The organism is Sporosarcina sp. Y352 (assembly GCF_056786535.1).
The window spans coordinates 30,729-56,554 of record NZ_JBXCJE010000017.1 but is presented as its reverse complement, the minus strand read 5'-3'; the positions used below and the strand labels follow the sequence as shown (position 1 = coordinate 56,554).

At 42.2% G+C, this 25,826-nt stretch carries 28 protein-coding genes and 1 rRNA gene; 28 read left to right on the top strand and 1 reads right to left on the bottom strand.

The window, feature by feature from the left end; all coding sequences use genetic code 11:
• The 11 genes from rrf to rsmI form a co-directional block, all read left to right on the top strand.
• Positions 1 to 97, top strand: a 5S ribosomal RNA gene (rrf, locus tag AC1TO6_RS19255); the annotation flags it as partial.
• Positions 98 to 361: 264 nt separating this feature from the next.
• Positions 362 to 1,810, top strand: coding sequence for an aminotransferase class I/II-fold pyridoxal phosphate-dependent enzyme (locus AC1TO6_RS19250; protein ID WP_482103240.1), 1,449 nt, complete (start codon positions 362 to 364; stop codon positions 1,808 to 1,810).
• A gap of 7 nt (positions 1,811 to 1,817) precedes the next feature.
• A complete protein-coding gene (tmk, locus tag AC1TO6_RS19245) occupies positions 1,818 to 2,459 on the top strand; it encodes a dTMP kinase (protein WP_482103243.1) in 642 nt (213 codons plus the stop codon).
• Positions 2,460 to 2,494: 35 nt separating this feature from the next.
• Positions 2,495 to 2,824 (top strand): cyclic-di-AMP receptor, encoded by a 330-nt coding sequence (locus AC1TO6_RS19240; protein WP_482103239.1) that lies wholly within the window; start codon positions 2,495 to 2,497, stop codon positions 2,822 to 2,824.
• Positions 2,825 to 2,843: 19 nt separating this feature from the next.
• Positions 2,844 to 3,284 (top strand): YaaR family protein, encoded by a 441-nt coding sequence (locus AC1TO6_RS19235; RefSeq protein ID WP_482103238.1) that lies wholly within the window; start codon positions 2,844 to 2,846, stop codon positions 3,282 to 3,284.
• Positions 3,285 to 3,346: 62 nt separating this feature from the next.
• Positions 3,347 to 4,354 (top strand): DNA polymerase III subunit delta', encoded by a 1,008-nt coding sequence (gene holB, locus AC1TO6_RS19230; protein ID WP_482103237.1) that lies wholly within the window; start codon positions 3,347 to 3,349, stop codon positions 4,352 to 4,354.
• Positions 4,347 to 5,174 (top strand): PSP1 domain-containing protein, encoded by an 828-nt coding sequence (locus AC1TO6_RS19225; protein WP_482103236.1) that lies wholly within the window; start codon positions 4,347 to 4,349, stop codon positions 5,172 to 5,174. The genes holB and AC1TO6_RS19225 overlap by 8 nt, the downstream gene beginning before the upstream one ends.
• 13 nt (positions 5,175 to 5,187) lie before the next feature.
• A complete protein-coding gene (gene yabA, locus AC1TO6_RS19220; protein WP_482103235.1) occupies positions 5,188 to 5,562 on the top strand; it encodes a DNA replication initiation control protein YabA in 375 nt (124 codons plus the stop codon).
• A 95-nt stretch (positions 5,563 to 5,657) separates the two neighbouring features.
• On the top strand, positions 5,658 to 6,407 hold the full coding sequence (locus AC1TO6_RS19215; RefSeq protein ID WP_482103234.1) for a tRNA1(Val) (adenine(37)-N6)-methyltransferase: 750 nt from the start codon (positions 5,658 to 5,660) through the stop codon (positions 6,405 to 6,407).
• Complete coding sequence (locus AC1TO6_RS19210; RefSeq protein ID WP_482103233.1) at positions 6,391 to 6,678, top strand: GIY-YIG nuclease family protein; 288 nt, start codon at positions 6,391 to 6,393, stop codon at positions 6,676 to 6,678. The genes AC1TO6_RS19215 and AC1TO6_RS19210 overlap by 17 nt, the downstream gene beginning before the upstream one ends.
• Entirely contained in the window at positions 6,656 to 7,534 is an 879-nt protein-coding gene (gene rsmI / locus AC1TO6_RS19205) for a 16S rRNA (cytidine(1402)-2'-O)-methyltransferase (protein WP_482103232.1), read from the top strand. The genes AC1TO6_RS19210 and rsmI overlap by 23 nt, the downstream gene beginning before the upstream one ends.
• Positions 7,535 to 7,605: 71 nt before the next feature.
• Here the strand turns inward: rsmI and AC1TO6_RS19200 are convergent, their stop codons facing one another.
• Entirely contained in the window at positions 7,606 to 7,884 is a 279-nt protein-coding gene (locus tag AC1TO6_RS19200) for an AbrB/MazE/SpoVT family DNA-binding domain-containing protein (protein ID WP_149582631.1), read from the bottom strand.
• Between the two features lie 390 nt (positions 7,885 to 8,274).
• Here AC1TO6_RS19200 and metG point away from each other — a divergent pair, with 390 nt between their 5' ends.
• The 17 genes from metG to mfd all read left to right on the top strand — a co-directional run bounded on the left by metG (position 8,275) and on the right by mfd (position 25,775).
• Positions 8,275 to 10,248: a methionine--tRNA ligase gene (gene metG / locus AC1TO6_RS19195; protein WP_482103231.1), complete on the top strand. Its 1,974-nt coding sequence runs from the start codon at positions 8,275 to 8,277 to the stop codon at positions 10,246 to 10,248.
• Positions 10,249 to 10,448: 200 nt separating this feature from the next.
• Positions 10,449 to 11,216: a TatD family hydrolase gene (locus AC1TO6_RS19190; protein ID WP_482103230.1), complete on the top strand. Its 768-nt coding sequence runs from the start codon at positions 10,449 to 10,451 to the stop codon at positions 11,214 to 11,216.
• A gap of 135 nt (positions 11,217 to 11,351) precedes the next feature.
• Positions 11,352 to 12,590 (top strand): ubiquitin-like domain-containing protein, encoded by a 1,239-nt coding sequence (locus AC1TO6_RS19185; RefSeq protein ID WP_482103229.1) that lies wholly within the window; start codon positions 11,352 to 11,354, stop codon positions 12,588 to 12,590.
• A 139-nt stretch (positions 12,591 to 12,729) separates the two neighbouring features.
• A complete protein-coding gene (gene rnmV, locus AC1TO6_RS19180; protein ID WP_482103228.1) occupies positions 12,730 to 13,296 on the top strand; it encodes a ribonuclease M5 in 567 nt (188 codons plus the stop codon).
• Complete coding sequence (gene rsmA, locus AC1TO6_RS19175) at positions 13,289 to 14,182, top strand: 16S rRNA (adenine(1518)-N(6)/adenine(1519)-N(6))-dimethyltransferase RsmA (protein ID WP_482103227.1); 894 nt, start codon at positions 13,289 to 13,291, stop codon at positions 14,180 to 14,182. The genes rnmV and rsmA overlap by 8 nt, the downstream gene beginning before the upstream one ends.
• A 145-nt stretch (positions 14,183 to 14,327) precedes the next feature.
• Positions 14,328 to 14,594, top strand: coding sequence for a biofilm formation stimulator Veg (gene veg / locus AC1TO6_RS19170; RefSeq protein WP_482103226.1), 267 nt, complete (start codon positions 14,328 to 14,330; stop codon positions 14,592 to 14,594).
• A gap of 133 nt (positions 14,595 to 14,727) precedes the next feature.
• Entirely contained in the window at positions 14,728 to 14,913 is a 186-nt protein-coding gene (locus AC1TO6_RS19165; protein WP_482103225.1) for a small, acid-soluble spore protein, alpha/beta type, read from the top strand.
• A gap of 196 nt (positions 14,914 to 15,109) precedes the next feature.
• Positions 15,110 to 15,976, top strand: coding sequence for a 4-(cytidine 5'-diphospho)-2-C-methyl-D-erythritol kinase (gene ispE, locus AC1TO6_RS19160; RefSeq protein WP_482103224.1), 867 nt, complete (start codon positions 15,110 to 15,112; stop codon positions 15,974 to 15,976).
• Positions 15,977 to 16,031: 55 nt separating this feature from the next.
• Positions 16,032 to 16,859 (top strand): pur operon repressor, encoded by an 828-nt coding sequence (purR, locus tag AC1TO6_RS19155; RefSeq protein ID WP_482103223.1) that lies wholly within the window; start codon positions 16,032 to 16,034, stop codon positions 16,857 to 16,859.
• A gap of 1 nt (position 16,860) precedes the next feature.
• On the top strand, positions 16,861 to 17,238 hold the full coding sequence (locus tag AC1TO6_RS19150; protein WP_482103222.1) for a RidA family protein: 378 nt from the start codon (positions 16,861 to 16,863) through the stop codon (positions 17,236 to 17,238).
• A 359-nt stretch (positions 17,239 to 17,597) separates the two neighbouring features.
• Positions 17,598 to 17,882 carry a septation regulator SpoVG gene (spoVG, locus tag AC1TO6_RS19145; protein WP_482103221.1) on the top strand — a complete coding sequence of 95 codons (285 nt, stop codon included), beginning with the start codon at positions 17,598 to 17,600 and terminating at the stop codon, positions 17,880 to 17,882.
• Positions 17,883 to 18,116: 234 nt separating this feature from the next.
• Positions 18,117 to 19,487 (top strand): bifunctional UDP-N-acetylglucosamine diphosphorylase/glucosamine-1-phosphate N-acetyltransferase GlmU, encoded by a 1,371-nt coding sequence (gene glmU / locus AC1TO6_RS19140; RefSeq protein WP_482103220.1) that lies wholly within the window; start codon positions 18,117 to 18,119, stop codon positions 19,485 to 19,487.
• A 14-nt stretch (positions 19,488 to 19,501) separates the two neighbouring features.
• The gene (locus tag AC1TO6_RS19135) at positions 19,502 to 20,461 is read left to right on the top strand and encodes a ribose-phosphate diphosphokinase (protein WP_482103219.1); all 960 of its coding nucleotides are present in this window, start codon (positions 19,502 to 19,504) and stop codon (positions 20,459 to 20,461) included.
• An 81-nt stretch (positions 20,462 to 20,542) separates the two neighbouring features.
• Complete coding sequence (locus tag AC1TO6_RS19130) at positions 20,543 to 21,175, top strand: 50S ribosomal protein L25/general stress protein Ctc (protein WP_482103218.1); 633 nt, start codon at positions 20,543 to 20,545, stop codon at positions 21,173 to 21,175.
• A 75-nt stretch (positions 21,176 to 21,250) separates the two neighbouring features.
• Positions 21,251 to 21,814, top strand: a complete 564-nt coding sequence (gene pth / locus AC1TO6_RS19125; protein ID WP_482103217.1) for an aminoacyl-tRNA hydrolase — start codon at positions 21,251 to 21,253, stop codon at positions 21,812 to 21,814.
• 54 nt (positions 21,815 to 21,868) lie between these two features.
• Positions 21,869 to 22,099: an anti-sigma-F factor Fin gene (locus AC1TO6_RS19120; RefSeq protein WP_482103216.1), complete on the top strand. Its 231-nt coding sequence runs from the start codon at positions 21,869 to 21,871 to the stop codon at positions 22,097 to 22,099.
• A gap of 145 nt (positions 22,100 to 22,244) precedes the next feature.
• On the top strand, positions 22,245 to 25,775 hold the full coding sequence (gene mfd, locus AC1TO6_RS19115) for a transcription-repair coupling factor (RefSeq protein WP_482103215.1): 3,531 nt from the start codon (positions 22,245 to 22,247) through the stop codon (positions 25,773 to 25,775).
• The last annotated feature ends 51 nt before the right edge of the window (positions 25,776 to 25,826 follow it).

The following is a 25,826-nucleotide window of genomic DNA, read 5'->3' as shown; positions in this document are numbered from 1 at the left end:
AGGTCACACCCGTTCCCATACCGAACACGGAAGTTAAGCTCTTCAGCGCCGATGGTAGTTGGGGGTTTCCCCCTGTGAGAGTAGGACGTCGCCGGTCTCAAAGTAAAGTCATTGCCTTCGGGTAATGGCTTTTTTTATGTTTATATAAGATTTTAACCAAAGGTTATATTGATGGCATACATAAAATGTAAATGGCTTGGCGCAGAGGCGTCCATTTTTGAGGGAGATACAATTGGGAGTTTGGATTTTAGATTGTTTGGTGCTTTGGGGAGGCATCCAAACAGCGTCGAAGCGATATTAACAGGATTTATTGATACTCTTACCTATCTATAGTCGTATATAATAGAAGGAAGAAAAGGGAGTGGAAATTGTATTGAAAAGTTCTGAACGTCCACTTGTTGAGGCAATAACCAAATTTAAAGATGCAAATCCGATTTCATTTCACGTGCCGGGACACAAGCATGGAATGCTTTCTGGATTACCTTCCGAACTGCAGGGAGCACTTCAATATGACTTCACTGAATTAAAGGGACTTGATGATCTCCATGAACCGAATGGTGTTATTGAAAAGGCGCAGCAGAAGCTGGCTTCGTTGTACGGTTCCGACCGTAGTTTTTTTTTGGTGAATGGCACAACCGTAGGAAATCTGGCAATGGTTTATGCAACTTGCCGTGCAGGAGATACTGTTATCGTTCAGCGTAACGCGCATAAGTCGATTTTCCATGCTATTGAGTTGACGGGGGCCCGACCTGTGTTTGTATCTCCAGCTTGGGATGAAGCAACCAAGACAGCTGGCACTGTGACGTCTGCGCAAGTTAACAAGGCGCTCCAGGCGTTTCCAGAGGCAGTAGCTGTTATTCTGACTTACCCCACCTATTACGGCATAACAGGTTTGGAGCTGGAAGAAACAATCAGACTTTGTCATATGAATGGAGTGCCTGTATTGGTGGACGAGGCACACGGAGCACACTTTGTCGTAGGTGAACCGTTCCCGCGTTCGGCATTGGAGATGGGAGCGGATATAGTCGTGCAATCAGCACATAAGACGTTACCGGCTATGACGATGGCCTCATTTCTACATATGCGCACTAATTATATATCTTCGGAGAAAGTTGCTTCTTATTTAGGGATGTTACAATCTAGCAGTCCCTCTTATTTACTGATGGCTTCACTTGATGATGCCCGAGCTTTCGCGGAATCCTTTAGTAAAGAAGATAAAGATAAGTTTATGGAACGGCGTGAAATTTTTATCAAACAACTCAATCTCATTCCGCGACTTCTAACGATTAAAACGGATGATCCCTTAAAACTTATTTTACGAGTAGAGGGTTGTTCAGGCTTTGATCTGCAGAAGCGGCTGGAAGCGGTAGGGGTATTCGGGGAACTGGCAGACCCTTATCAGGTGTTATTTGTTTTACCGCTATTGAAATCAGAACTATTTTATCCCTTTGCTGAAACTTGCAACAGCATCAAGACTGCGGTTGTGGGTCTGCCTGCAACAGAAAATACTGAGGGGATAGAAGATCTAGCCCTAGACGAAGAAGAGTTGACTTGCCTAGCTTATACATCTGATGAAATGGCTCATATGGAAGTAGAATGGATTCCTTACAAAGAGTCAGTGAATCGTGTTGCGGCGGAGTCGATTACTCCATATCCGCCTGGTATACCCCTCTTGATCCGTGGGGAAACTGTAAGTGAAGCACATATCCAATCACTGGACAAACTACTTCAAATGGGGGCAAAGTTCCAGGGATCCATTCAAATTGATGAAAAACAGATAATTGTGGTAAAGAATAGAGCGGAGGAATAATATGATACTGGAAGGTCAATTCATTTCGTTTGAAGGTCCTGAAGGGGCCGGTAAGACAACTGTTATTAAAGAGGTTTATGAACGCTTGAAGAATGAAGGGAAACAGGTTATCTTGACACGTGAACCTGGCGGAATAAGAATTGCGGAAAAAGTCCGTGAGATTATTCTGGATAACGATCATCAGGAAATGGATGCCAAAACGGAAGCGCTTCTTTATGCGGCTGCTAGAAGGCAGCATCTCGTTGAAAAGGTTGTTCCGGCACTCAGGGAAGGAACAATTGTCTTGTGCGATCGTTTTGTCGATAGCTCATTAGCCTATCAGGGGCATGCCCGCGGACTTGGAATCGATGAGGTTCTATCTATTAACGAGTTCGCTATAGGTGACACAATGCCTGACTTGACAGTGTTCTTCGATATCAATCCAGAAGCAGGACTTGCGCGAATTGCAGCAAACGAAATGCGCGAAGAGAATCGATTGGATAAAGAGAGTCTGCATTTCCATGAGCTGGTTTACGAGGGGTATCTAGAACTTATTCGGCGGTATCCCGAACGAATAAAAGTTACAGATGCTTCGCTCTCTCAAGAGCAGGTAACGGAAAATATTTGGGAAATCGTATGCGCCCAACTCATTAAAAAGTCAGATTCATGATATAATGGTTGGAAAGCGGAAAAGGGGAGATTATCGTGAAATTGATTGTAGCAGTTGTACAAGATCAGGATAGTAACCGATTATCTACGGCTTTAACCAAAGGAGACTTCCGGGCAACGAAATTAGCCAGTACGGGAGGATTTCTTAGATCTGGAAATACGACGTTCCTAATCGGGACCGACGAAACCCTTGTTCCGAAGGCACTAGAACTTATTCGGGAAAATTGCCGTTCACGCGATCAAATGGTAGCACCTGTTTCGCCAATGGGCGGAAATGCTGATTCATATATTCCATATCCAGTTGAAGTTGAAGTTGGTGGCGCTACGGTATTTGTCCTTCCAATCGAACATTTCCATCATTTTTGATGGACAGAGGTGAGCCGAAATGAAAGTCAATGGTGATTATAGAGCTGGACTTGATAAGACGCGAAATGATCCCTTGCAGGCATCACAAGGCGGAACACGTTTTGGTCAGATGGTTGTTAAACAGGAGCAGCGTCTTCAAGGTGAGCAAATTACTAGGCTTCTCGGAGATATTTCATCGGCCGGGGACCGAATTGCCCGTTCACGAAACTTGCGTGATATGGCCAAATTCAAAATGCTCATTAAGCGCTTTTTAAAAGAAGCCGTTGAATCTGGAATGGGGCTTAAACAATCCCACTCATGGAATCAGTTCGGTGAAGGGCGCCGATTAAAACTTGTTGAAACGATTGACGATCGATTAATTGAACTGGCAAATGATTTATTGGACGAAGAAAAAACATCCGTTGATTTATTAGCCAAAATAGGAGAAATCAAAGGGCTTCTTATTAATCTATACATGTAATCCCGTGCTTTCTATCGCTTAGAAACACGGTTTTTTTTGAACACGGGGGAGGTGTGGTTAACATGACAGAAGAAGGTACTGACCGGCTGGTGCGGGAACAGAAAATAGTAATTCAACGCTTAAGTTCTTCGCATAAAAATGGACGGATTGGACATGCGTACATGTTTGATGGCGAGCGTGGAACTGGGAAAGAAGCTGCAGCCATTTTTTTTGCAAAACTGCTCCTTTGTATTAACCCCGAAAAATCTGTTCCATGTGAAACATGCCATTCCTGCCGTCGTGTTTCATCCAGCAATCATCCTAACGTAACGCTCATCCAACCAGACGGACAAGATATCAAAAAAGATCAGATGTCCGATCTTGTTTTCAGTATGACGAAAAAGGGTTATGAAGCAGGCAAGAAAATATATATAATTAGTAGGGCAGATCGGATGAATGTTGCTGCAGCGAATACGCTTCTTAAGTTTCTTGAAGAACCTGAAGGGGATGTAACGGCAATTTTACTAACCGATTCGTATCAATCGATTTTGTCTACGATCCAATCGCGGTGTCAACGCGTATCTTTTTTACCACCTTCTAGAGAAATAATGATTGGTCAGCTTGTTGAAAAGGGAATTACTCCATCAATGGCGGCGACGGTTTCGATGGTAACAGCCAATCAGGAAGAAGCATTTCGGCTAGCAGGCGATGATCAATTTGCACACATACGAAAAACAGTGGTAAAATTGGTTGAAGCATCGGATCGACATGTCCATGAAGCGTTATTGTTCATCCAATCAGAATGGGTCCCTTTAATCAAAGAGAAGGAAGATACTGAAAGCGGACTCGACTTGCTTCTCTATGCATATAGAGATGTAGTCGCTTCTAAAGCGGGATTGCAGTCAACGGCGGCATTTCCTGATCAGCAAGAACTTATTAAAGGTCTTTCGATGAAGATGACATATAGCCGTTTGTCTGCTAACATGGAGGCAATATTGCGAGCCAAAAAGCAATTACACGGCAATATGAATCGCACGCTTTTAATGGAACAATTGGTGCTCAGCATGCAGGAGGGGTTACTTGTTGTATAAAGTTGTAGGAGTCCGTTTTAAAAAAGCGGGTAAAATATATTATTTCGATCCACTCGATTACGCTTTCGATGAAGGGGACTATGTCATCGTTGAAACCGCGCGAGGAATCGAATACGGTAAAGTTACAGGTAAAGTAAGAGAAGTCGGTGAAAATGATGTGGTCTTGCCACTCAAAAAAATTATTCGTCCCGCACAAACCGAGGACCTCGAAAAAGTGGAGGAAAATCTACTCGAAGCTGAGAGGGCTTTTAGCACAGGTGTAGAAAAAATCGTTGAACATAAGTTGGAAATGAAGTTAGTTGATGTCGAGTATACATTCGATCGAAACAAAATTGTCTTCTATTTTACAGCAGAAGGCCGTGTAGATTTCCGAAACCTTGTTAAAGACCTTGCTTCGATTTTCCGCACGCGTATTGAACTACGTCAGATAGGCGTACGCGATGAAGCGAAGATGCTTGGGGGTATTGGTCCTTGTGGTCGGATGCTGTGTTGTTCGACATTCCTTGGTGATTTTGAGCCGGTTTCTATAAAAATGGCTAAGGATCAGAATTTATCACTTAATCCATCGAAAATTTCAGGCTTATGTGGGCGGCTTATGTGTTGCTTGAAATATGAGAATGATGATTACGAAGAGGCAAAAGCAATGATGCCGGACATTGGTACACGTGTCCAAACAGCAGAGGGACCAGGGAAAGTTGTCGGACTGAATTTACTTGAACGCCTTCTTCAAGTAAGTATGACAGACCAGGACTTGGTTCTAGAATATACATTGGAAGAGATAGTAGAGCAACAAAAAAATATAGCTCAATTGATGAAATAATGGGGTGGGATAGTTGAAAGAAAGGAACTTTCTGGATAGGGTTATGGAATTCGAGCAAGAACTCGAATCTATGCAAAAGCAATTCCGCGAATTGATTGGATTCGTCGCGCAGATGACGGAAGAGAACCATTCGCTTCAACTCGAAAACCATCATTTGCGCAAGCGGCTTGAAGAAATGGATAAACAAATGAATGAACAAACAGAAGAAATTATCAATACGCGCAAGCATCGGAAAAAACCGAATACGATAGATGTTGGCGAAGGTGTCGATAATTTGGCACGCCTGTATAACGAAGGGTTCCACGTCTGCAATGTCCATTACGGAGGTAGTCGTAAAGGGGAAGACTGTCTGTTCTGTCTCTCTTTTCTAAATAAACAAAACGTATGAAATGAGCCGATCCTATTATAATGTAGGCGTCGGCTTTTCTTTTATTCTTTGTACGCTAGGCACTTTACGGATTTTTTAAAATGGGGGAAATTATTATGGATGAATTTTTACAAGATGATGAGCGGCTTGATTATTTATTGGCTGAAAATTTACGGATAATCCAAAGCCCGTCCGTATTCTCATTTTCCCTGGACGCAGTATTGCTTGCAAGATTTGCATATGTTCCGATACGTGCTGGAAAAATTGTAGACTTATGTGCCGGTAATGGAGCAATTCCATTGTTTTTAAGTGCAAGAACAAACGCTGATGTTATTGCCGTTGAATTGCAGGAACGTTTGGCGGGAATGGCTCAAAGAAGTGTTAGATACAATGGGTTAGAAAGTAGAATTCGAATCGTTAATGACAACGTTATCGGAATCGCAGCAAAAATAGGTTCTGAAAAGTACGACACAGTGACTTGTAATCCCCCGTATTTCCCTTCAAATGAAGCCAGCGAAAGGAACTTATCCGAGCATCTGGCGATTGCCAGACATGAAATCCATTTGAAACTTGACCAAGCTATCCAATCAGCGAGTGAATTGTTAAAACAGGGTGGAAAAGCAGCATTTGTTCATCGTCCCGGGCGCTTACTCGATATAGTCACTGCAATGCGTGCCAATCGTTTGGAACCTAAGCGGATTCAATTTGTTTATCCCAAAGAGGGCAAAGAAGCGAATACATTATTAATTGAGGGGATAAAAGACGGCAAACCCGACTTGAAAATACTGCCGCCCCTCTATGTATACGGTGCTGACAATGAATACACGGAAGAAGTGAGGCGCCTCCTTTATGGAAAAAACGAGTGAGCATCTTTTCTATGTTTTAGAATGCAACGATGGCTCTTATTACGCCGGTTATACGAATGATTTAGAAAAACGGGTTCGTGTACATAATGAAGGGAAAGGCGCGAAGTATACCCGTGCAAAAAAACCTGTCCGCTGTATTTATCATGAAAGCTTTGAAACAAAACGTGAAGCAATGCAGGCGGAATATCAGTTCAAACAACTGAAAAGAGATGCCAAAGAAAATTATATTGGAAAGAGGCGTAATGTCGATGAAGTCACAAAAAAGTGCTGAGCTGGGCGGCGGAAAACTATTTTTGGTCGGGACACCAATTGGCAATCTGGAAGACATGACATATCGTGCAATTCGTATATTGAATGAAGTCGATACGATTGCAGCAGAAGATACGCGAAATACGATCAGGTTGTGTAATCACTTTGAAATTAAAACGCCTCTTATAAGTTATCATGAACATAATATAGAATTTGGTGGAGAAAAGATTTTGACACTACTGGAAGACGGAAAGTCAGTAGCACTTGTCAGTGATGCTGGTATGCCTTGTATTTCTGATCCGGGCGCGGATATTGTGTCTAAAGCGATTGGTGCAGGCTATGATGTAGTACCTGTTCCTGGCGCAAATGCGGCAATCAGCGCATTGGTGGCATCGGGATTGGTACCGCAGCCCTTTCTGTTTTACGGTTTTTTATCGCGCCAGAAAAAAGCGCGGACGATTCAATTAGATCATTTAAAGCAGCGGGAAGAAACAGTTATTTTGTATGAGGCTCCTCACAGGTTGAAGGAAAGTTTACGTGCGCTACAAGATAGCTTTGGTGGACAACGTTCAGTTGTTCTGGCAAGGGAACTAACAAAGCGTTTTGAAGAATTTCTTCGCGGCACGCTTGAAGAGGCTGTAATATGGGCAGAATCGAATGAAATACGAGGCGAGTTCTGTATAGTCATTGAAGGCAGTGACGGGGTAATTGTTGAAGAGCAACAAGCGTGGTGGCATGACTTGGATATACATGCACATGTAACCGAATTAATAGAACAAAAAGGGCTTCGTTCAAAAGAGGCAATCAGGGAAGTGGCAAATGAACGCGGATTAAGCCGTCGGGATGTTTATAAAGAGTTTCATGTCGAAATTGATTGAAGTAAAAGAGTATGAAAATATAAGAAAAAAGTCCGAAACGGATAACCGTTCTGGACAATGATGGTTAATGATTATTTTTGTAAGCTTTCTTCAATTTCTTTGATTAGTTGTTTTGCGCCTTCTGGGCTCAAAATCAATTTACCATCAATCAAACTTAAATTGTCGTCAGACACATCGCCCGTAATGGAGCATGTCATGTTAGGCATATATTTCTTCAAGATGATTTTATCTTCATCAACGTAAATTTCCAAAGCGTCTTTTTGTGCGATACCAAGTGTACGACGTAGCTCAATCGGAATAACAACCCGTCCGAGTTCATCGACCTTTCTTACAATACCAGTGGATTTCATAGCTAAACTCCTTTCAAAACAATTATTTTCGTCAAAATTCGACATAATTCGCTTGCTGTTTTCCATCATACCAAATCTTCCAATTTACGTCAATACATCTTATTAGAAACTATGAGAAAAATAGTAGTTTCTTGTAAAGAACATATTTTAGACATAAAAATTTCAAAGAGATATGTTGAATTAAAGAAATTCTTTGGATTGGTTTAGAGCGCAGACATGCCTTCCGTCAGTCTTATACAACTTGTTACCTCTGAAAAGAAGCCTTCGCTCGGTTAACACCAATACATGTGCAAATATAATGAAAGCGGCTGTTGCCGGGTTATTTCATTGTGTCGATGGGATCCTTTCGATAGAATAGAGAATATATACTTACACACTGGAGGAATAGTCTTGGCTGATTTGAATAAGACATTTTATATTACAACACCTATTTATTATCCGAGTGGTAAATTCCATATTGGTACCGCTTATACAACTGTGGCTTCTGATGCGATGGCACGTTATAAACGTCAACGCGGATTTGATGTCCATTTCTTGACTGGAATGGATGAACACGGTCAAAAGATACAGGAAAAAGCTGATGAGGCCGGATTACCTCCCCAGGAATACGTTGATGGTATCGCTGAAATAGCGAAAAAAGTCTGGAGCATTATGGACATTTCCTATGACGATTTCATTCGCACGACGGAAGAACGTCACAAAGAGGGCGTTGAAAAGATTTTTAAGACTTTTCTCGATAATGGTGACATATATAAAGGTGAGTATGAAGGATGGTATTGCCTACCTTGTGAAACGTATTTTACGGAAGGACAGCTTGAAGATGGAAATTGTCCTGACTGTGGACGTCCAGTCCAAAAAGTAAAAGAGGAATCGTACTTCTTTAATATGAAGAAATATGCAGACAGACTATTGAAGTATTACGAAGACAATCCGAAGTTTATCGAACCCGAATCTCGGAAGAATGAAATGATTAATAACTTTATTAAACCTGGCCTTGAAGACCTCTCTGTTTCCCGTATGTCGTTTGACTGGGGTATAAAAGTTCCGAAAGACCCGAAACATGTCATTTATGTGTGGGTCGATGCACTGACAAACTACATTAACGCACTCGGTTATCAGACCAAAGACGATTCATTATTTAATAAATACTGGCCGGCAGACGTCCATGTCGTCGGAAAAGACATTGTCCGTTTCCATACGATTTATTGGCCAATTTTTTGCATGGCACTTGATTTGCCTTTACCAAAAAAAGTATTTGCACATGGCTTCATCATGATGAAAGATGGAAAAATGTCGAAATCCAAAGGGAACGTCGTCTATCCTGAAATGCTCGTTGAACGTTATGGACTGGATGCGACACGTTATTTCTTACTTCGCGAGCTACCATTTGGTCAAGACGGTGTATTCTCACCCGAATCTTTTGTTGAACGGACGAATTATGACCTAGCAAATGATCTCGGGAATTTATTGAACCGCTCCATATCGATGATTAATAAGTACTTTGACGGAGAAATTCCAACAGAAGACATTGTCGCGACAGAATTCGATAAGAGTTTGACGGATTTCATGACAATTACAGTCGAGAAATATGAAACTTCAATGGAGAATATGCAATTCAGTACAGTTCTTGGTGATCTGTGGGCGCTCATATCACGGACTAACAAATATATCGATGAGACCTCGCCATGGGTACTAGCGAAAAATGAAGAAGATAAAGGCCAACTGGCATCGGTAATGCTACATCTTGCCACGTCGCTTCGCCACATCGCTGTGTTATTGCAACCGTTCATGACGGAAGCACCGAAACAGATTATTTCACAACTGGGTCTGGATGAAGGACTGCTTGCATGGGACACACTTGGTAACTTTACTAATATCCCAACAGGAACAAAAGTTGTAGAGAAAGGTGTACCGATTTTCCCGCGTCTGGATGCAGATGTAGAGGTCGTTTATATTCGCGATCAGATGGCAATCACGGCTCCTGCTGAAGCTGCCCCTATAGAAGAAGCTGTTAAAGTTGAAATTGAAGAGACAGTAGAAGCTGAGATTACAATCGATGATTTCATGAAAATCGATTTACGAGTTGCGACAGTAACCGCTTGCGAAAAAATCCCAAAAGCGGATAAACTGCTTAAATTACAACTGGACCTTGGCTATGAACAAAGGCAAGTTGTCTCAGGCATCGCGGAACATTACGAACCGGAATCACTTATTGGTGAGAAAGTAATCGTTGTTGCCAATTTGAAACCTGTTAAATTACGTGGGGAACTATCCCAGGGCATGATTTTAGCAGGGAAATCAGAAGGTACTTTAAAACTTGCAACAGTAGATCCTTCATTAGAAAACGGTGCCAAGGTTAACTAAGTTAAACTTTCGCAGGTTGCTTAAGAGTAGTTAAGCCAAAGTTCTAGAATAAAAAAGAATGAATAAAAACGGCGTCCCTCTTGGAAACGCCGTTTTTTCTTTCACTGCAATAAAACCGTTTTGTAATCGTATTGTTAAATGTGTGAGATGAAAAACATAATTCTTTGAATTACAATAAAACCATTGTGAGGCGAAAATAGATGTATATAGATACACATGTCCATTTAAATGCAGACCAGTATGAAGAAGATGTAGATGAAGTAATTCTACGAGCCCTTGAGGCTGGTGTGGAAAAAATGGTGGTTATTGGATTTGACCGCAAAACCATATTAAGGGCAATGGAACTAACTGAACAGCATGCCTTCATCTACGCGGTCGTTGGCTGGCACCCTGTAGATGCAATCGATTGTACCGAAGAGGATTTGGCATGGATAGAATCATTAACTGCGCACCCTAAAGTGGTGGGGATTGGAGAAACAGGTCTAGATTATCATTGGGATAAATCACCGAAAGACATCCAGCAGGAAGTGTTCAGGAAGCAGATTCGGCTCGCACAAAAAGTAAATCTTCCCATTATTATCCACAATCGGGATGCAACGGCGGATGTTATTCGTATCTTGAGAGAAGAGGAAGCGGAAAAAACGGGCGGAATCATGCATTGTTTCGGAGGAAGTGTCGAAACGGCAAGAGAATGCATCGACATGAACTTTATGATTTCGCTGGGTGGACCCGTAACTTTTAAAAACGCAAAAACACCGAAAGAAGTTGCTACCGAAATACCGCTTGAGCATTTATTAATAGAAACGGATGCGCCCTATCTCGCACCTCACCCTTACCGTGGAAAGCGGAACGAACCAGCTTGGGTGACCTTGGTTGCAGAAGAAATTGCGAGAATGAAAAATATTCCAGTTATGGAAGTTGCAGAAAAGACTACAAAAAATGCTTTGAAAGTATTTAACATTGATTGATTAAACGAACAGGAAGTTTTCCATCCTTTACATATGGAGAACTTCTTAAACTTGCAATGAATTAAGTCCAAATAGGTTGACACTCTGTAGACTTACCTTTATAATTTGCCGAGTACTGAAGGAGGAGTTTTTTTCATGCAAAAAAGCACGATGAAAAACCTGTTCTTTAAGTCATTGAGGGGTAAACGTTTAGCTATTACCGCAGTTTCACTTGCGCTATTCGTTACTGTTATTTCACTTGTTCTCTTTGAAGGAACAAAGAAATCGATCACGTTGGACGTGGACGGAGAAGAACTTAACATCAAGACACATGCACATACAGTAGGTAACCTTTTATCCGAGCAGGATATTAAAGTTGCCAAACATGATTTAGTGGCACCCTCAGTGAATACACCAATCGAAGATGGTTTATCGATCAGGTGGGAACAGTCGCAACAAGTCAAAATAAATGTCGACCAGGAAATCACATCCATATGGACGACTAATCATAAGGTGAAAGACGTACTAGCTGAAGCCGGTATTAAACTGACCGATTATGATGTTGTAAAACCCCAGATTCATGAACAACTTGGGGAAGATACCAGCATTGTCATTCAAAAAGCGTTTGAAGTAACGTTGAATGACGGAGGAAAAGAGAAGAAGGTCCAGTCACCTTCGACTACGGTCGCTGACTTTTTAAAGAGAGAAAACATTCAACTGAATGGAGACGATCGCCTGAACGGAAAGGCTGATGGTTACTTAAAGCCGGGTTCTATAGTGGAAATCGTACGAGTGGAAAAGGTCACCGATGTAGTGGAAGAACCGGCAAACTTTGTAGTTGAAACACGCAGCGATCCAACTTTACTGAAAGGACGGGAGAAAATCGTCCAGGCAGGAAAGAAAGGATTAGTTTCGCAAAAGTTTGAAGTAGTAAAAGAAAATGGAAAAGAAGTTTCCCGTAAGTTAGTAGATGAAAAACCGATTAAAGCATCACAAAAGAAAATTGTTGCAATCGGCTCCAAAGTAATAGTTGCAAGCGCAGCGACACCCTCATCAAAAAAGTCGTCTAACAAAACGGTTTCCCGTAACGACTCATCAGCCGGGGGCAAAGAGTTTTATGTGACGGCCACAGCATATACAGCAGGATGCAATGGTTGTTCAGGCATTACAGCTACAGGCATTAATTTACGTGCTAACCCGAACTTGAAAGTTATTGCAGTCGACCCGAGCGTTATCCCGCTCGGTTCAAAGGTATGGGTTGAAGGTTATGGACACGCGGTTGCAGGAGACACAGGTGGCGCAATCAAGGGCAAAAAGATAGATCTTCATGTTGCGACGAAAAGCGATGCTTATAAATTCGGCAGACGCCAAGTGAAAGTTAAAATTATCGATTGATATAACAATCCGCAGGACTCTAAGTAGTCCTGCGGATTATTGCGTTATGCCGAAGTATGATTGGTCACCTACATATCTGTACATACGCCTGTGTGCAGAGTAGAATTAGGGTAAGAACGCAATGGGAAAGAGGATTTTTGTGAACATTAAAGAAATTGTTGTTGTTGAGGGAAAGTCTGATACAGTTGCCTTAAAACGAGCTACAGGTGCAGATACGATTGAAACAAACGGTTCCGCAATCGATGAATTGACACTTATACGTATTCGCCATGCGCAGGAAACAAGAGGTGTCATCGTATTCACCGATCCCGACTTTCCGGGCAGAAGAATCCGCGCAATCATCGAAGAACGGATTCCGGGCGTTAAACATGCATTTCTTGAAAAAAAGTTGACCATAGCTAAAAATGGTTCAGGTGTCGGAATTGAGCATGCAGCCGATGAGGACATCCGGTCAGCGCTGCGTTCTGTTTATACAGTGGAGGATAAGCCAGTTGTTGATATCCCGTTTGCGGACTTGATGGAAGCGAGACTAATTGGTCATCCAGATGCAAAAAGGCGGCGTGAACGTTTGAGTGAATTGCTACAAATCGGCCCGGTAAATGGGAAAGGCTTAAAAAAGCGGCTTGAGATGTTCCGAATCGGTTATGAACGATTGGGAGAAACGTTGAAAGTTCTAGACAAGGAGGAGAAAGAAAATAATGAATAAAGATATAGCAACTCCGGTCAGGACGAAAGAGATTCTTGCCAAACACGGTTTTGCACTTAAGAAAAGTTTAGGGCAAAATTTCTTGATTGACCCAAATATTTTACGAAATATCATAACTCATGCAGGCCTGACGGAAAAAACAGGCGTTATTGAAATTGGTCCAGGAATAGGTGCACTGACTGAACATATTGCTAGAAGCGCGGGAAAAGTGGTGGCATTTGAAATTGACGGCCGTCTTTTACCGGTTTTGGAAGACACATTGTCTCCTTATAACAACGTTACGATTGTTCACCAGGATATTCTGGAGGTCGATCTTCTACAAGTGATGAAAGAACACTTTGCCGATTACGAGGATGTCGTTGTTGTTGCAAACTTGCCTTATTATGTGACAACACCGATTATCATGAAGTTCTTGATTGGTAAAGTTCCTATCTCAGGAATGGTTATCATGATGCAGAAAGAGGTAGCGGATCGAATTACTGCTGTTCCAGGGACGAAAGCTTATGGTTCGCTGTCAATCGCTATTCAGTATTATATGGATGCGGAAGTGGCTATGATTGTGCCTAAGACAGTTTTTATGCCACAACCAAACGTGGAATCTGCCGTTTTACATTTAACAAGAAAAGAATCTGCACCCGCTGAAGTGATTGATGAAGACTTCATGTTCGTTGTATCCAGAGGTTCATTTGTCCAACGGAGAAAAACGATCTTGAATAACTTGCAATCTTCATTGCCTGAAGGCAAATTAAAAAAAGAGCAGATATTGAAAGCGTTCGAACAAATAGGTATGGATCCAGGCAGACGAGGGGAAACACTGACAATTGCAGAATTTGCAAGTCTTTCCAATGCCTTGTACGAGGATTTCTTCATAAAGCGTAAGAAATAACGAAAAAAGAACATTTTTCACAATAAAATAAGCTTTTTCATAATAAAATGATTGACAAAGTACTTCAGCGATTGTTAAAATGGAGTTTTTAATTGACAGAACCTTTTTAAAGTGTTATGCTTATACTTAGTGAGGTGTAAGCGACGTGCCAAAAACATTAGCGGACATTAAGAAGTCATTGGATTCACATCTGGGTAAACGTTTGCATTTGAAAGCAAACGGCGGTCGGAAGAAGACGATTGAGAGAGCTGGAGTCCTGCGAGAAACATATCGTGCAGTATTCGTAGTTGAGCTTGACCAGGATGAAAATGCGTTTGAAAGAGTATCTTACAGCTATGCAGACATTTTGACCGAAGCGGTTGAAATAACAATTCTCGAGGGTGCAGATCCTACAGCATTCATAGTCAAATGATTACAGCATTTATGATTTAATACATTTTGTAAAGAAACACCTATACAGCCATTCAGAAATGAATGCCCTGTGGAGGTGTTTTTTATTTGATTTAGTCCATACTAAATTTGTCAGCCAAAAGGAGGAAAACCGAATGGCGAAAAAACGTGGTATTATGTCTGAGAGCTTAAAGGTAGAAATTGCCAAAGAGCTTGGATTTTACGATGTTGTTGAGCGGGAAGGTTGGGGTGGCATCAAATCACGTGACGCAGGTAATATGGTGAAACGAGCGATTGAAATGGCCGAAAGAGGAGTAGCACAACAGAAACAGCAGCTATGAATTACCCTTTATCCCACTAATAGGCTGACAAAAGAAGAGTTGGAACCGGGGTCGTCAAGACAACCGGGCCAGCTTTTTTTGTCGCTTTTTCCGTCAAGGAGAAATGAATTACCCAATTGTTATCATTTCACAGCGCAATTATTTCACCCTATGGTAAAATAGGGAACAAAGACAAGCTGGAATGGGGGGAAGCCGGATGCTTTATGAAAAAGCACCTGCAAAAATCAACTTAACACTTGATGTATTACATAAACGGCCAGATGGTTTTCATGAAGTCGAAATGATAATGACTACGGTCGATTTAGCAGACAGGGTCTGGCTCCGTCCAATGAATAACGGTGAAATTACAATTAAAGCATCTGAACGGTACGTACCGAATGATCGTAAAAACTTTGCGTATCAGGCCGCAGAACTCTTACAAAACGAATTTGGCATTACCAGAGGCGTTGAGATTACTCTTGAAAAGAGCATTCCTGTAGCTGCTGGGCTTGCTGGCGGAAGTTCAGATGCGGCGGCTACACTGCGTGGTTTGAATAGGTTATGGAACTTGAAATTAAGCGTTGAAGAGCTTGCTTCGCTAGGGGCTCGAATTGGTTCGGATGTTTCTTTCTGTGTTCACGGAGGAACAGCACTTGCTACAGGGCGAGGCGAAATAATTGAAGTTCTGCCCGCTCCACCGAAATGTTGGGTCATTCTAGCCAAACCAGCAATTTCAGTATCAACAGGTGATATATACGGAAATCTGGACTTGACTACAATTGAACATATAAACACAGCTGGTATGGTGGACGCATTAAAAACAGGTGACTACGACAAAATGTGCAAATCAGTTGGGAATGTACTCGAAACCGTTACGATGAATCTTCATCCTCAAGTCGTCGTGTTGAAAGATCAGATGAAAAAGTTCGGTGCAGATGCGGTATTGATGAGTGGCAGTGGCCCGACCGTTTTTGGCCTTGTTAAACATGAATCGAGAGTGCCACGCATTTACAATGGGTTAAAAGGATTCTGTCCGGAAGTCTATGCAGTAAGAATGGTCGGTGGACATACATTTCTTGATTGAACACGTACAATTGTGGTAATGTACATTAAAATATTCGGGTTTAGGAGATGGTACCATGAAGTGGAAAAGAAGCGAGCGACTTGTAGATATGACTCGCCACCTCTTGGAATATCCACATGAACTAATTCCATTAACCTTCTTTTCTGAACGTTACCAAGCGGCAAAATCCTCGATTAGTGAGGATTTGACGATTGTAAAAGAAACGTTTGAAGAAAAAGGAACGGGTAAACTTATAACGGTGTCTGGGGCGGCAGGAGGAGTGAAATTCATTCCGAAAATGTCGGATTCGGCTGTTCGTGAAGTGATATCGACGCTAATGGGTGAAATTGGTCATTCTGATCGATTGCTACCTGGTGGTTATTTATTCATGACAGATCTTCTTGGCAATCCACGGATTATGGACCGGGTAGGTAAGGTATTTGCTTCAGCGTTTGCTGACACAGAGATAGATGTTATTATGACGGTGGCGACGAAAGGGATTCCGATTGCCCACGCAATTGCCCGTCACTTGAATGTTCCAGTTGTTATTGTTCGCCGAGACAGCAAAGTAACCGAAGGGTCTACTGTGAGTATTAATTATGTATCGGGTTCAAACAGGCGCATTCAAACGATGGTTTTATCGAAAAGAAGTATGCAAAGCGGTCTAAAGGTCCTTATCACAGATGACTTCATGAAGGCGGGAGGTACGATACTAGGGATGAAGAGTCTGCTAGAAGAGTTCGGCTGTGAGCTGGCAGGCATCGCTGTTTTAGTAGAGTCTGATCATGCAGAAGAAGTGTTGGTCGATAATTATCTCTCCCTAGTTAAACTTCAAGCTGTAAATGAGAAGCGTCGAACAATTGAGTTAGAAGAAGGAAACTATTTTGCGGAAGGTGGAAAATGATATGAATTATGTAGCAACAGAAAAAGCGCCAAAGGCAATTGGCCCTTATGCACAAGCAGTCACAGTAAACGGAATGGTTTACACTTCTGGACAAATCCCTTTAACACCGGAAGGTCTACTCGTTGCGGAAACAATCGAAGACCAGACGCACCAAGTGTTCGCTAACTTGAAAGAAGTATTGAAAGAAGCAGGTTCATCTTTGGATAAAGTGATCAAAGCGACTGTTTTCATCAAAGACATGAATGAATTTGTTGCTGTCAACGACATTTACGCACAGCACTTCGGTACGCATACCCCGGCACGTTCAACTGTTGAGGTTGCAAGATTGCCGAAAGACGTAAAAATTGAAATTGAAGTCATTGCGCTTTTAGCAGAATGACGGAAGCGGCCCCGATTAACCGAAGCCGCTAAAAACGAACATTTCAAACCCTGCAAGTAAATCTAAATTTAATTAGGCGACATTTCGTTTGGTTTTAACGAAATGTCGCCTTTCCTATGCGGAATTTTTGCAAGGGTTCCTCTGTGAGAATCCTAGTCCGATTCTATAATAGTGGTCCCTTTCAATAGTCTGGATAACCGGATTATGTACATTTTGTCAACAGTAAAAAGGAATTCAAAGCAGGCATTCTATTCCTTGTCTTTCAAATTTTTAAAAAATTATGTTTGTAAAGAAGGAAATTGCTTACTTTTGTGGAATATAGTCCTCATGTGCTTTAAAGACAAAAGGAGTGGTAGGGAATGGAAGTAACAGATGTTAGGTTAAGAAAGGTGGAGACTGATGGAAGGATGAGGGCGATTGCATCGATTACGATTGACGATGAATTTGTCGTACATGATATTCGGGTTATCGATGGAAATGAAGGATTGTTCGTAGCTATGCCAAGCAAACGGACACCTGATGGGGAATTCCGCGATGTAGCACACCCGATTAATACGAATGCTCGCACAAAAATCCAAGATGCCGTACTTGCGGCGTACCATCTGTCTGCTGAAGAGCCAGTATTCGAGGGAGCCGGCGCATGACGTGCCCTCTTCAATCATATGCAGAACACCTATATAGTGAAATTGACTGCCCTTTTTTAATGCGGCAGTTTTTTCTTGTTTTTAGTTTTAAAAGGGGACTGAGCATAGAAAAATAATAACGATGAGCTTGTCAAGAGTAGAGAGGTTGAAAAAAAGCCTGTTTTCAGCTATAGTTTATAAAGAAAACATTAATAGAGGGATCGGCCTTCCTCACACATTTTTGGAGGCATTCAAATGACAAATACATATGCCATCGTCCTTGCAGCAGGACAAGGTACACGGATGAAGTCAGATTTATATAAAGTACTCCACCCAGTCTGCGGAAAACCAATGGTGGAACACGTAATTGATCATATTCGGGGTCTTGGAACCGGTCGCGTTGTCACTGTTGTTGGGCATGGCGCGGAAATGGTCGAAGAGACACTTGGAGATAAAAGTGAATATGCATTGCAGGATGAACAGTTGGGCACAGCACACGCTGTTCAGAAGGCGGAGAAGTTAATCGGTAATCTTGATGGCACGACAATTGTTGTCTGTGGAGATACGCCCCTAATCCGTTCTGAAACGATGGAGGCACTAATTGCCCATCACAATGAAACAGGCGCTAAAGCAACCATCTTAACAGCTTATGCAGATAACCCAACTGGCTACGGACGTATAATCCGAGGCGCAGGTGGACAGGTTCTACGGAACGTCGAACAAAAAGATGCAACGATAGAAGAGCAAAAGGTAATGGAAATCAATACAGGTACGTACTGTTTTGATAACCGTACGCTCTTTAAGACATTGAGAAAAGTGAAAAACGACAATTCGCAAGGCGAATACTATCTGCCTGATGTTGTCGGAATTTTACAATCTGAGAGTGAACTTGTTTCAGCTTACGTGACGGATGACTTTAGTGAAACGCTCGGCGTCAATGATCGTGTGGTTCTGGCTAAGGCTGAACAAGTAATGCGCCAACGCATTGCTGAAAAGCATATGCGTAATGGAGTAACTATCATCAGCCCAGACAATACGTATATAAGTGCGGCTGCTGAGATTGGTCGAGATACAGTTCTTCAACCGGGTACCATGATTGAAGGGAACACTGTTATCGGCGGGAAATGTATAATTGGACCGAATAGCCAGATTATAGATAGTGTAATTGGGGATGAGACTACCGTCCATTCGTCAGTGGTACGATCCAGTATAGTCGGTTCAACTACAACTGTGGGGCCTTTTGCGCATATCCGTCCTGATTCTAATCTAGGTGATAATGTGAAAATTGGTAACTTTGTAGAAGTGAAAAAGTCATCACTGGGTGAAGGAAGTAAAGTATCTCATTTGAGCTATATTGGTGATGCTAATGTCGGAACGCATGTGAATGTGGGCTGTGGTTCAATTACCGTAAATTATGACGGGAAAAATAAATACCAAACAACGATTGAAGATGACGCATTTATCGGATGTAATTCCAATTTAATTGCACCGGTAACAATTGGTAAAGGTGCATATGTGGCCGCTGGGTCGACAATCAATAAAAATGTACCAGAAAGTTCACTTGCAATTGCGCGCGCGCGCCAGGAGAATAAAGAAGGATATACTAACAAACTAAATCATAAGTAAACAGGGGGAACATGATGGCTAATCACTATCCGAACGATAAACTAAAGATATTTTCTTTGAATTCGAACGAAAGACTTGCGGAGCAAGTTGCGGAAGTAATCGGACGACCACTAGGGAAATGTTCCGTTAAGCAATTTAGTGACGGAGAAGTCCAAATCAATATCGAAGAAAGTATCCGTGGCTGTGACGTGTTCGTCATCCAGTCAACATCGTTCCCTGTCAATGAAAACTTGATGGAACTTCTAATTATGATTGACGCATTGAAACGTGCATCTGCGCGCACAATCAATGTCGTCATGCCTTATTATGGTTATGCACGTCAGGACCGAAAAGCACGTTCACGTGAACCAATCACGGCGAAGCTTGTTGCAAACTTGCTTGAAACGGCTGGTGCGCATCGCGTCATTGCAATCGATCTTCATGCGCCTCAAATTCAAGGTTTCTTTGATATTCCAATTGATCACCTAGTTGCTGAACCAATTCTTACTGAATATTTTAAAGGAAAAGGAATCAACAGTGACGAATTAGTTATAGTATCGCCGGATCATGGCGGTGTAACGCGTGCGCGTAAAATGGCGGACCGTATGAAAGCTCCTATTGCAATCATTGACAAACGTCGTCCTCGTCCGAATGTAGCTGAAGTGATGAATATCGTTGGGAATGTTGAAGGGAAAACAGCCATCCTGATTGACGATATAATCGATACAGCAGGGACAATTACGATTGCGGCGAGCGCATTAATCGAAAGTGGAGCAAAAGAAGTGTATGCTTGTTGTACACACCCCGTGTTGTCGGGGCCCGCAATTGAACGAATTGACAACTCTCAAATCAAAGAATTGGTCATTACGAATTCAATCGAACTTCCGGAAACGAAGCAGTCTCCGAAGATAAAACAACTATCCATCGCTTCACTGCTTGCGGAAGCAATTGTCCGTGTATTTGAGGAGAAGTCCGTCAGCACCTTATTTGAATAATTCGAGATGTTTCATGTCGCTTGCCATTGGGTATTTATCAATTAGCACAATTTTTTTCAATCAGAAGGGTGATTAAATAAAATGAGTACAAGTATACAATCAGAAGCGAGAGTACCAGCGAAAAAGTCAGCACTAACAGAATTAAGAAAAGAAGGCTATGTTCCTTCAGTTGTCTATGGTTATAAAACTGAAGCTACACCGATTTCAGTAAAAGAACGTGACCTCTTGAAAACATTGAGTGAAGTGGGCCGTAACGGTGTAATTAAACTTAATGTTGACGGTAAGGACATCAACGTTGTTCTAAGTGAATATCAGTCTGGCGCACTAAAAGGTGAAATCCGACATGCAGACTTCCTTGCTATCAATATGACAGAAGAACTTGAAGTAGAAGTACTTGTCCATCTTGTAGGAGAATCTGCGGGCTTGAAAGCGGGCGGCGTACTTCAACAGCCAAACCGCGAAGTGAAAATCAAAGTGAAACCTTCAGATATTCCTGAAACATTCGATATCGACATTTCAGAACTTCAAATTGGTGAATCAATTACAGTCGCAGATATTCGTGCGAAATCAAAATATGAAATTCTAAATGAAGATGATCATGGACTAGTTCTAATTTCTTCTCCACGTACGGAAGCAGAAATGGAAGAGCTTGAAAGTGAAGCTTCTGAAACGGCTGAACCCGAAGTAATCGGCGAGAAAAAAGAAGAGAAGTAATATGAAAACAAGCGTACGGAAACCCGTGCGCTTATTTTCTGTCTAATCATCTATTGTTAAAGGAAGATAAAATCGATGAAAATGATAATAGGACTCGGGAATCCGGGTAAACAATATGAAAAAACACGCCATAACGTAGGCTTCCATGTCATAGATGAGCTTTGTAGACGTCTGACGGCACCTGTGATGCAGTCCAAGTTCGGTGGGATGTACACAGTCATACATCGTCCAGAAGGCAAAGTGATGCTCGTGAAGCCGCTTACGTATATGAATCTATCCGGGGAATGTGTTCGCCCGTTAATGGATTACTTTCAAGTCGATGTGAAAGATATCACAGTTTTGTACGATGATCTGGATATTCCGCCCGGAACCATTCGGTTGCGTCAAAAAGGCAGTGCGGGTGGCCACAATGGCATGAAGTCACTCATTGCACATCTCGGAACAGATCAGTTCAACAGAATCCGTATTGGTGTCGGTCGTCCGGTTGGCGGCATGAAGGTACCTGATTACGTACTATCGCCTTTTGGTAAGGATGAAAAACCATTGATTGAAGATATGGTGCAAAAAAGTGCATCTGCTTGTGAAGCCTGGCTGAACAAACCATTTAACGATGTGATGAACAACTTTAATGGTATGTAAGGAATAACAAAGCCCTTTCTCGCCTATACTTTGATAAAAGGGCGGGGGATTAGAATGGCGATCCGTTATACTTGCAGACATTGTGAGACCGAAATTGGCACACTTCCGTTTGAATCCGCGAAGGAGACTATTCTTCTTCTGCAGAAGTTGGACGACGGGGAAGTTGAGCATTTTCTGACGTATGAAGAGGACGGGGCATTAATGGTGCGATGCATATGCGAACAGTGTGAGCAATCGCTTCGGAGTTTCCCGGATTACTATACACTCAAGAAATGGCTTCAATAAGATGTACGCTTTGGCGCGGAATGCGTCCAAAGCTTTTTCTGTTTTCCTATTTATAAAGGGGATTTATCTACTAACTTTTGGTGGCCAAACTCGTTTTGTCCTCCATTTTGAGCGTTTACTATAATTATAGAAAGGGTGTGTAGTATTGGAAACGCTGATGAATTTAATTTCACAAGAGAAAGAGATTAACGAACTAGTGAAAGAGTTGGAGGCGGGAAATGACCGCCAGCTTATCGCTGGTTTCTCAGGCGGAGCGAAGTCGATCCTTTTCAAGGTGCTCCATCAAGCAATGGATGAGCCCGTTCTAATCGTCTCCCCCAACTTGTTGCAAGCGCAACGTACATACGAAGACCTTGTAAAGATGTTGGGTGATTCACTCGTACACCTTTATCCCGCAGAGGAGCTAATTGCTGCGGATTTTTCTGTTTCCAGTTACGAGCTAAGGGCACAGCGCATCGATACAATCGATCATATGGCTCGTGTCGGAAAAGGAATTTACATCGCCCCCATTGCAGGCATGAAAAAACGATTGCCAGAGAAAGAACGATGGTTGGCTAGCTCCTTATCAGCGAAATTAGGGGAAGAACTTAATATCTCTGAATGGCTTGTTAGACTTGTGTCAATGGGGTATACAAGACAGCCAATGGTTACCGCGCCAGGTGAATTTGCGTTACGGGGGGGAATACTCGATCTCTACCCGTTAACTATGGAAGAGCCAGTTCGAATAGAATTATTCGATACGGACATAGACTCGATCCGTACATTTTCAGCAGAAGACCAACGTTCAACAGGGAAGTTGGAAGCTGTGTCAATCCTCCCAGCCTCTGAATTTGTCTGGATGAAAGAAGATCTCACAGCAATCGCCGATGAACTTGAAAAAGCACTTGGGGTTAGCTTGAAGAAGATGAAAGATGCAGAAGCAAAAGAGCGCTTAATGATTAATATAACAAATGATATTCAATTGATGAGAGAAGGGTCAATGCCTGAAAACATGTTGAAATATGCATCATTTTCGGGTTCGACAACCTCGCTCGAGAGTTATTTCCCGAGTAATGGAATCGTTCTGTTCGACGAGATTGGACGTATTCTTGAAGTTGTAGGGTCACTTGAAACAGAAGAAAAGGAATGGATGGTTGCTCTTCTTGAAGAAGGGAAAATTGTTCATGATGCAACATTGTCAATTTCATTTGAGGAAATGAATGCGTTGCTAAAACAAAGGAAAATGTATTTCTCTTTATTCATCCGTACCGTGCCGGGAATCGTCGTGAAGAGGACTGTAACATTTTCTTGTAAACCCATGCAACAGTTTCATGGTCAAATGAATTTATTGAAAAGTGAAATAGAACGTTGGCATCAAGGAGAGTTTAATGTATTCATTGTTGCAGACGGGGAAGAACGGATGCGAAAAGTCCAATCGATTCTTCAAGATTATGATGTGTCGTCTTCCTTTTCAGGAAAAATATCGAAATCAGGTGGAGTACAGATTATAGACGGTGATTTGTCTGCGGGGTTCGAGCTTCCATTCCAACGAGTTGCAGTTGTGACGGATTCTGAATTATTCAAAGGGAAATCTAAACGAAAAGCACGACCACATAAATTGACAAATGCCGAACGCATCAAAAGTTACTCGGAGATCAAACCGGGCGACCACATCGTTCATGTGCATCACGGCATTGGAAAATACTATGGTGTTGTAACGCTTGAAGTAAGTGGAATTCATAAAGATTACCTCGACATCCGATACCGTGGGGAAGATAAGCTGTTTGTTCCGGCAGACCAAATTGATCTGATTCAGAAGTATGTAGCCTCCGGCGAAAAAGAACCGAAACTCCATAAATTGGGCGGAGCGGACTGGAAGAAAACAAAAAGTAAAGTTACGGCTGCTGTTCAAGATATCGCTGACGACTTGATAAAGCTCTATGCAAAACGGGAATCTGAAAAGGGACATGCTTTTGCGGAGGATGACGATATGCAAATGGCTTTTGAAAATGCATTCCCGTATGACGAAACAGATGACCAACTCAGATCTATCGCGGAAGTGAAGCTAGACATGGAAAGAGAACGGCCTATGGATCGTCTGCTATGCGGAGATGTAGGATATGGTAAAACGGAAGTTGCAATCCGTGCGGCATTCAAAGCTGTATCCGACGGCAAACAAGTCGCATTTCTCGTTCCCACTACGATTCTGGCACAACAGCATTACGAGACAATGAAAGAGCGCTTTTCTGGTTTCCCAGTTGAAGTTTCCCTTTTAAATCGTTTCAGAACAAAAAAAGAACAAACAGAGACATTAAAAAAATTGAAGGCCGGTACAGTTGATGTGGTTGTAGGTACGCATCGTCTTTTATCCAAAGATATCGTCTACCATGATCTTGGATTATTGGTTGTCGACGAAGAACAGCGTTTTGGCGTAACACACAAAGAAAAACTGAAGCAGTTGAAAACGCATGTCGATGTCCTGACACTAACGGCAACGCCGATTCCGCGGACACTCCATATGTCGATGCTTGGTGTTCGTGACTTGTCCGTCATTGAAACACCTCCTGCAAACCGTTTCCCAGTCCAGACCTATGTCATGGAACAAAATTTTGCACTCGTTCGTGAAGCAATTGAAAGGGAAATGAGCCGCGGCGGTCAAGTATTCTACTTATACAATCGAGTCGAAGACATGGAACGGAAAGTGGATGAAATAAAACAGTTAGTTCCAGAAGCAAGAGTAGGTTTCGCCAATGGACAGATGGGGGAGTCTGCACTTGAATCAGTAATATTAAGTTTCCTTGAAGGGGAATACGATGTCCTAGTGACAACTACAATCATTGAAACAGGTATCGATATTCCAAATGTCAACACACTTATCGTCCAGGATGCAGACCGTATGGGCTTGTCTCAGCTTTATCAACTTCGCGGACGAGTGGGGCGGTCAAATCGTGTAGCTTACGGATATTTCCTATATCAGCGTGACAAGGTGCTTACAGAGGTTGCGGAAAATCGTTTACAGGCGATTAAGGAGTTTACAGAACTTGGATCTGGCTTCAAAATTGCTATGCGCGATTTATCCATTCGTGGTGCAGGCAATCTACTCGGTTCCCAGCAACACGGGTTCATCGACTCGGTCGGGTTCGATCTTTACTCTCAATTGCTTCAAGAAGCTGTCGAGGAGAAGCAGACAGGTATTATAAAAGCGGATATTCCTGATTTGGAAATAGCATTGCCGCTAAATGCATATATTCCTGACGATTACGTGCGCGATGGATTCCAGAAAATTCAAATGTATAAAATGGTAAAAGCAATCGAAAGTGAAGCTGACTATAATGAACTTGTCGACGAAATGACAGACCGGTTTGGCGATATACCACTGGAAGCTGACTTATTGCTCCGTGTAGGCCGTTTAAAAGCTTGGGGCCGTATTGCAGGTGTCGAATCAATTAAAAAGCAACAATCCCTTATTGAAGTTCGTATTTCATCGGAAGGAACAGCGTGGACAGACGGCGCAAAACTTGTATCCGATTCAATGCCTTTTGGGCGCGCTGTTGGATTTACGATGGAAAACGGACAACTCATCATGACAGTAGATGAGCGTCATACGGGAAAACAGACTGGATTCGACGTTTTGGAAGCGATAATGAGGATACTTGAGTCATCCAAAAAGGAAACGATTGTTGCTGATTCCTTCTAAAGGACATGTTGCATATTTTGTCCATTGTTGACGCATACTACAATTGAAATG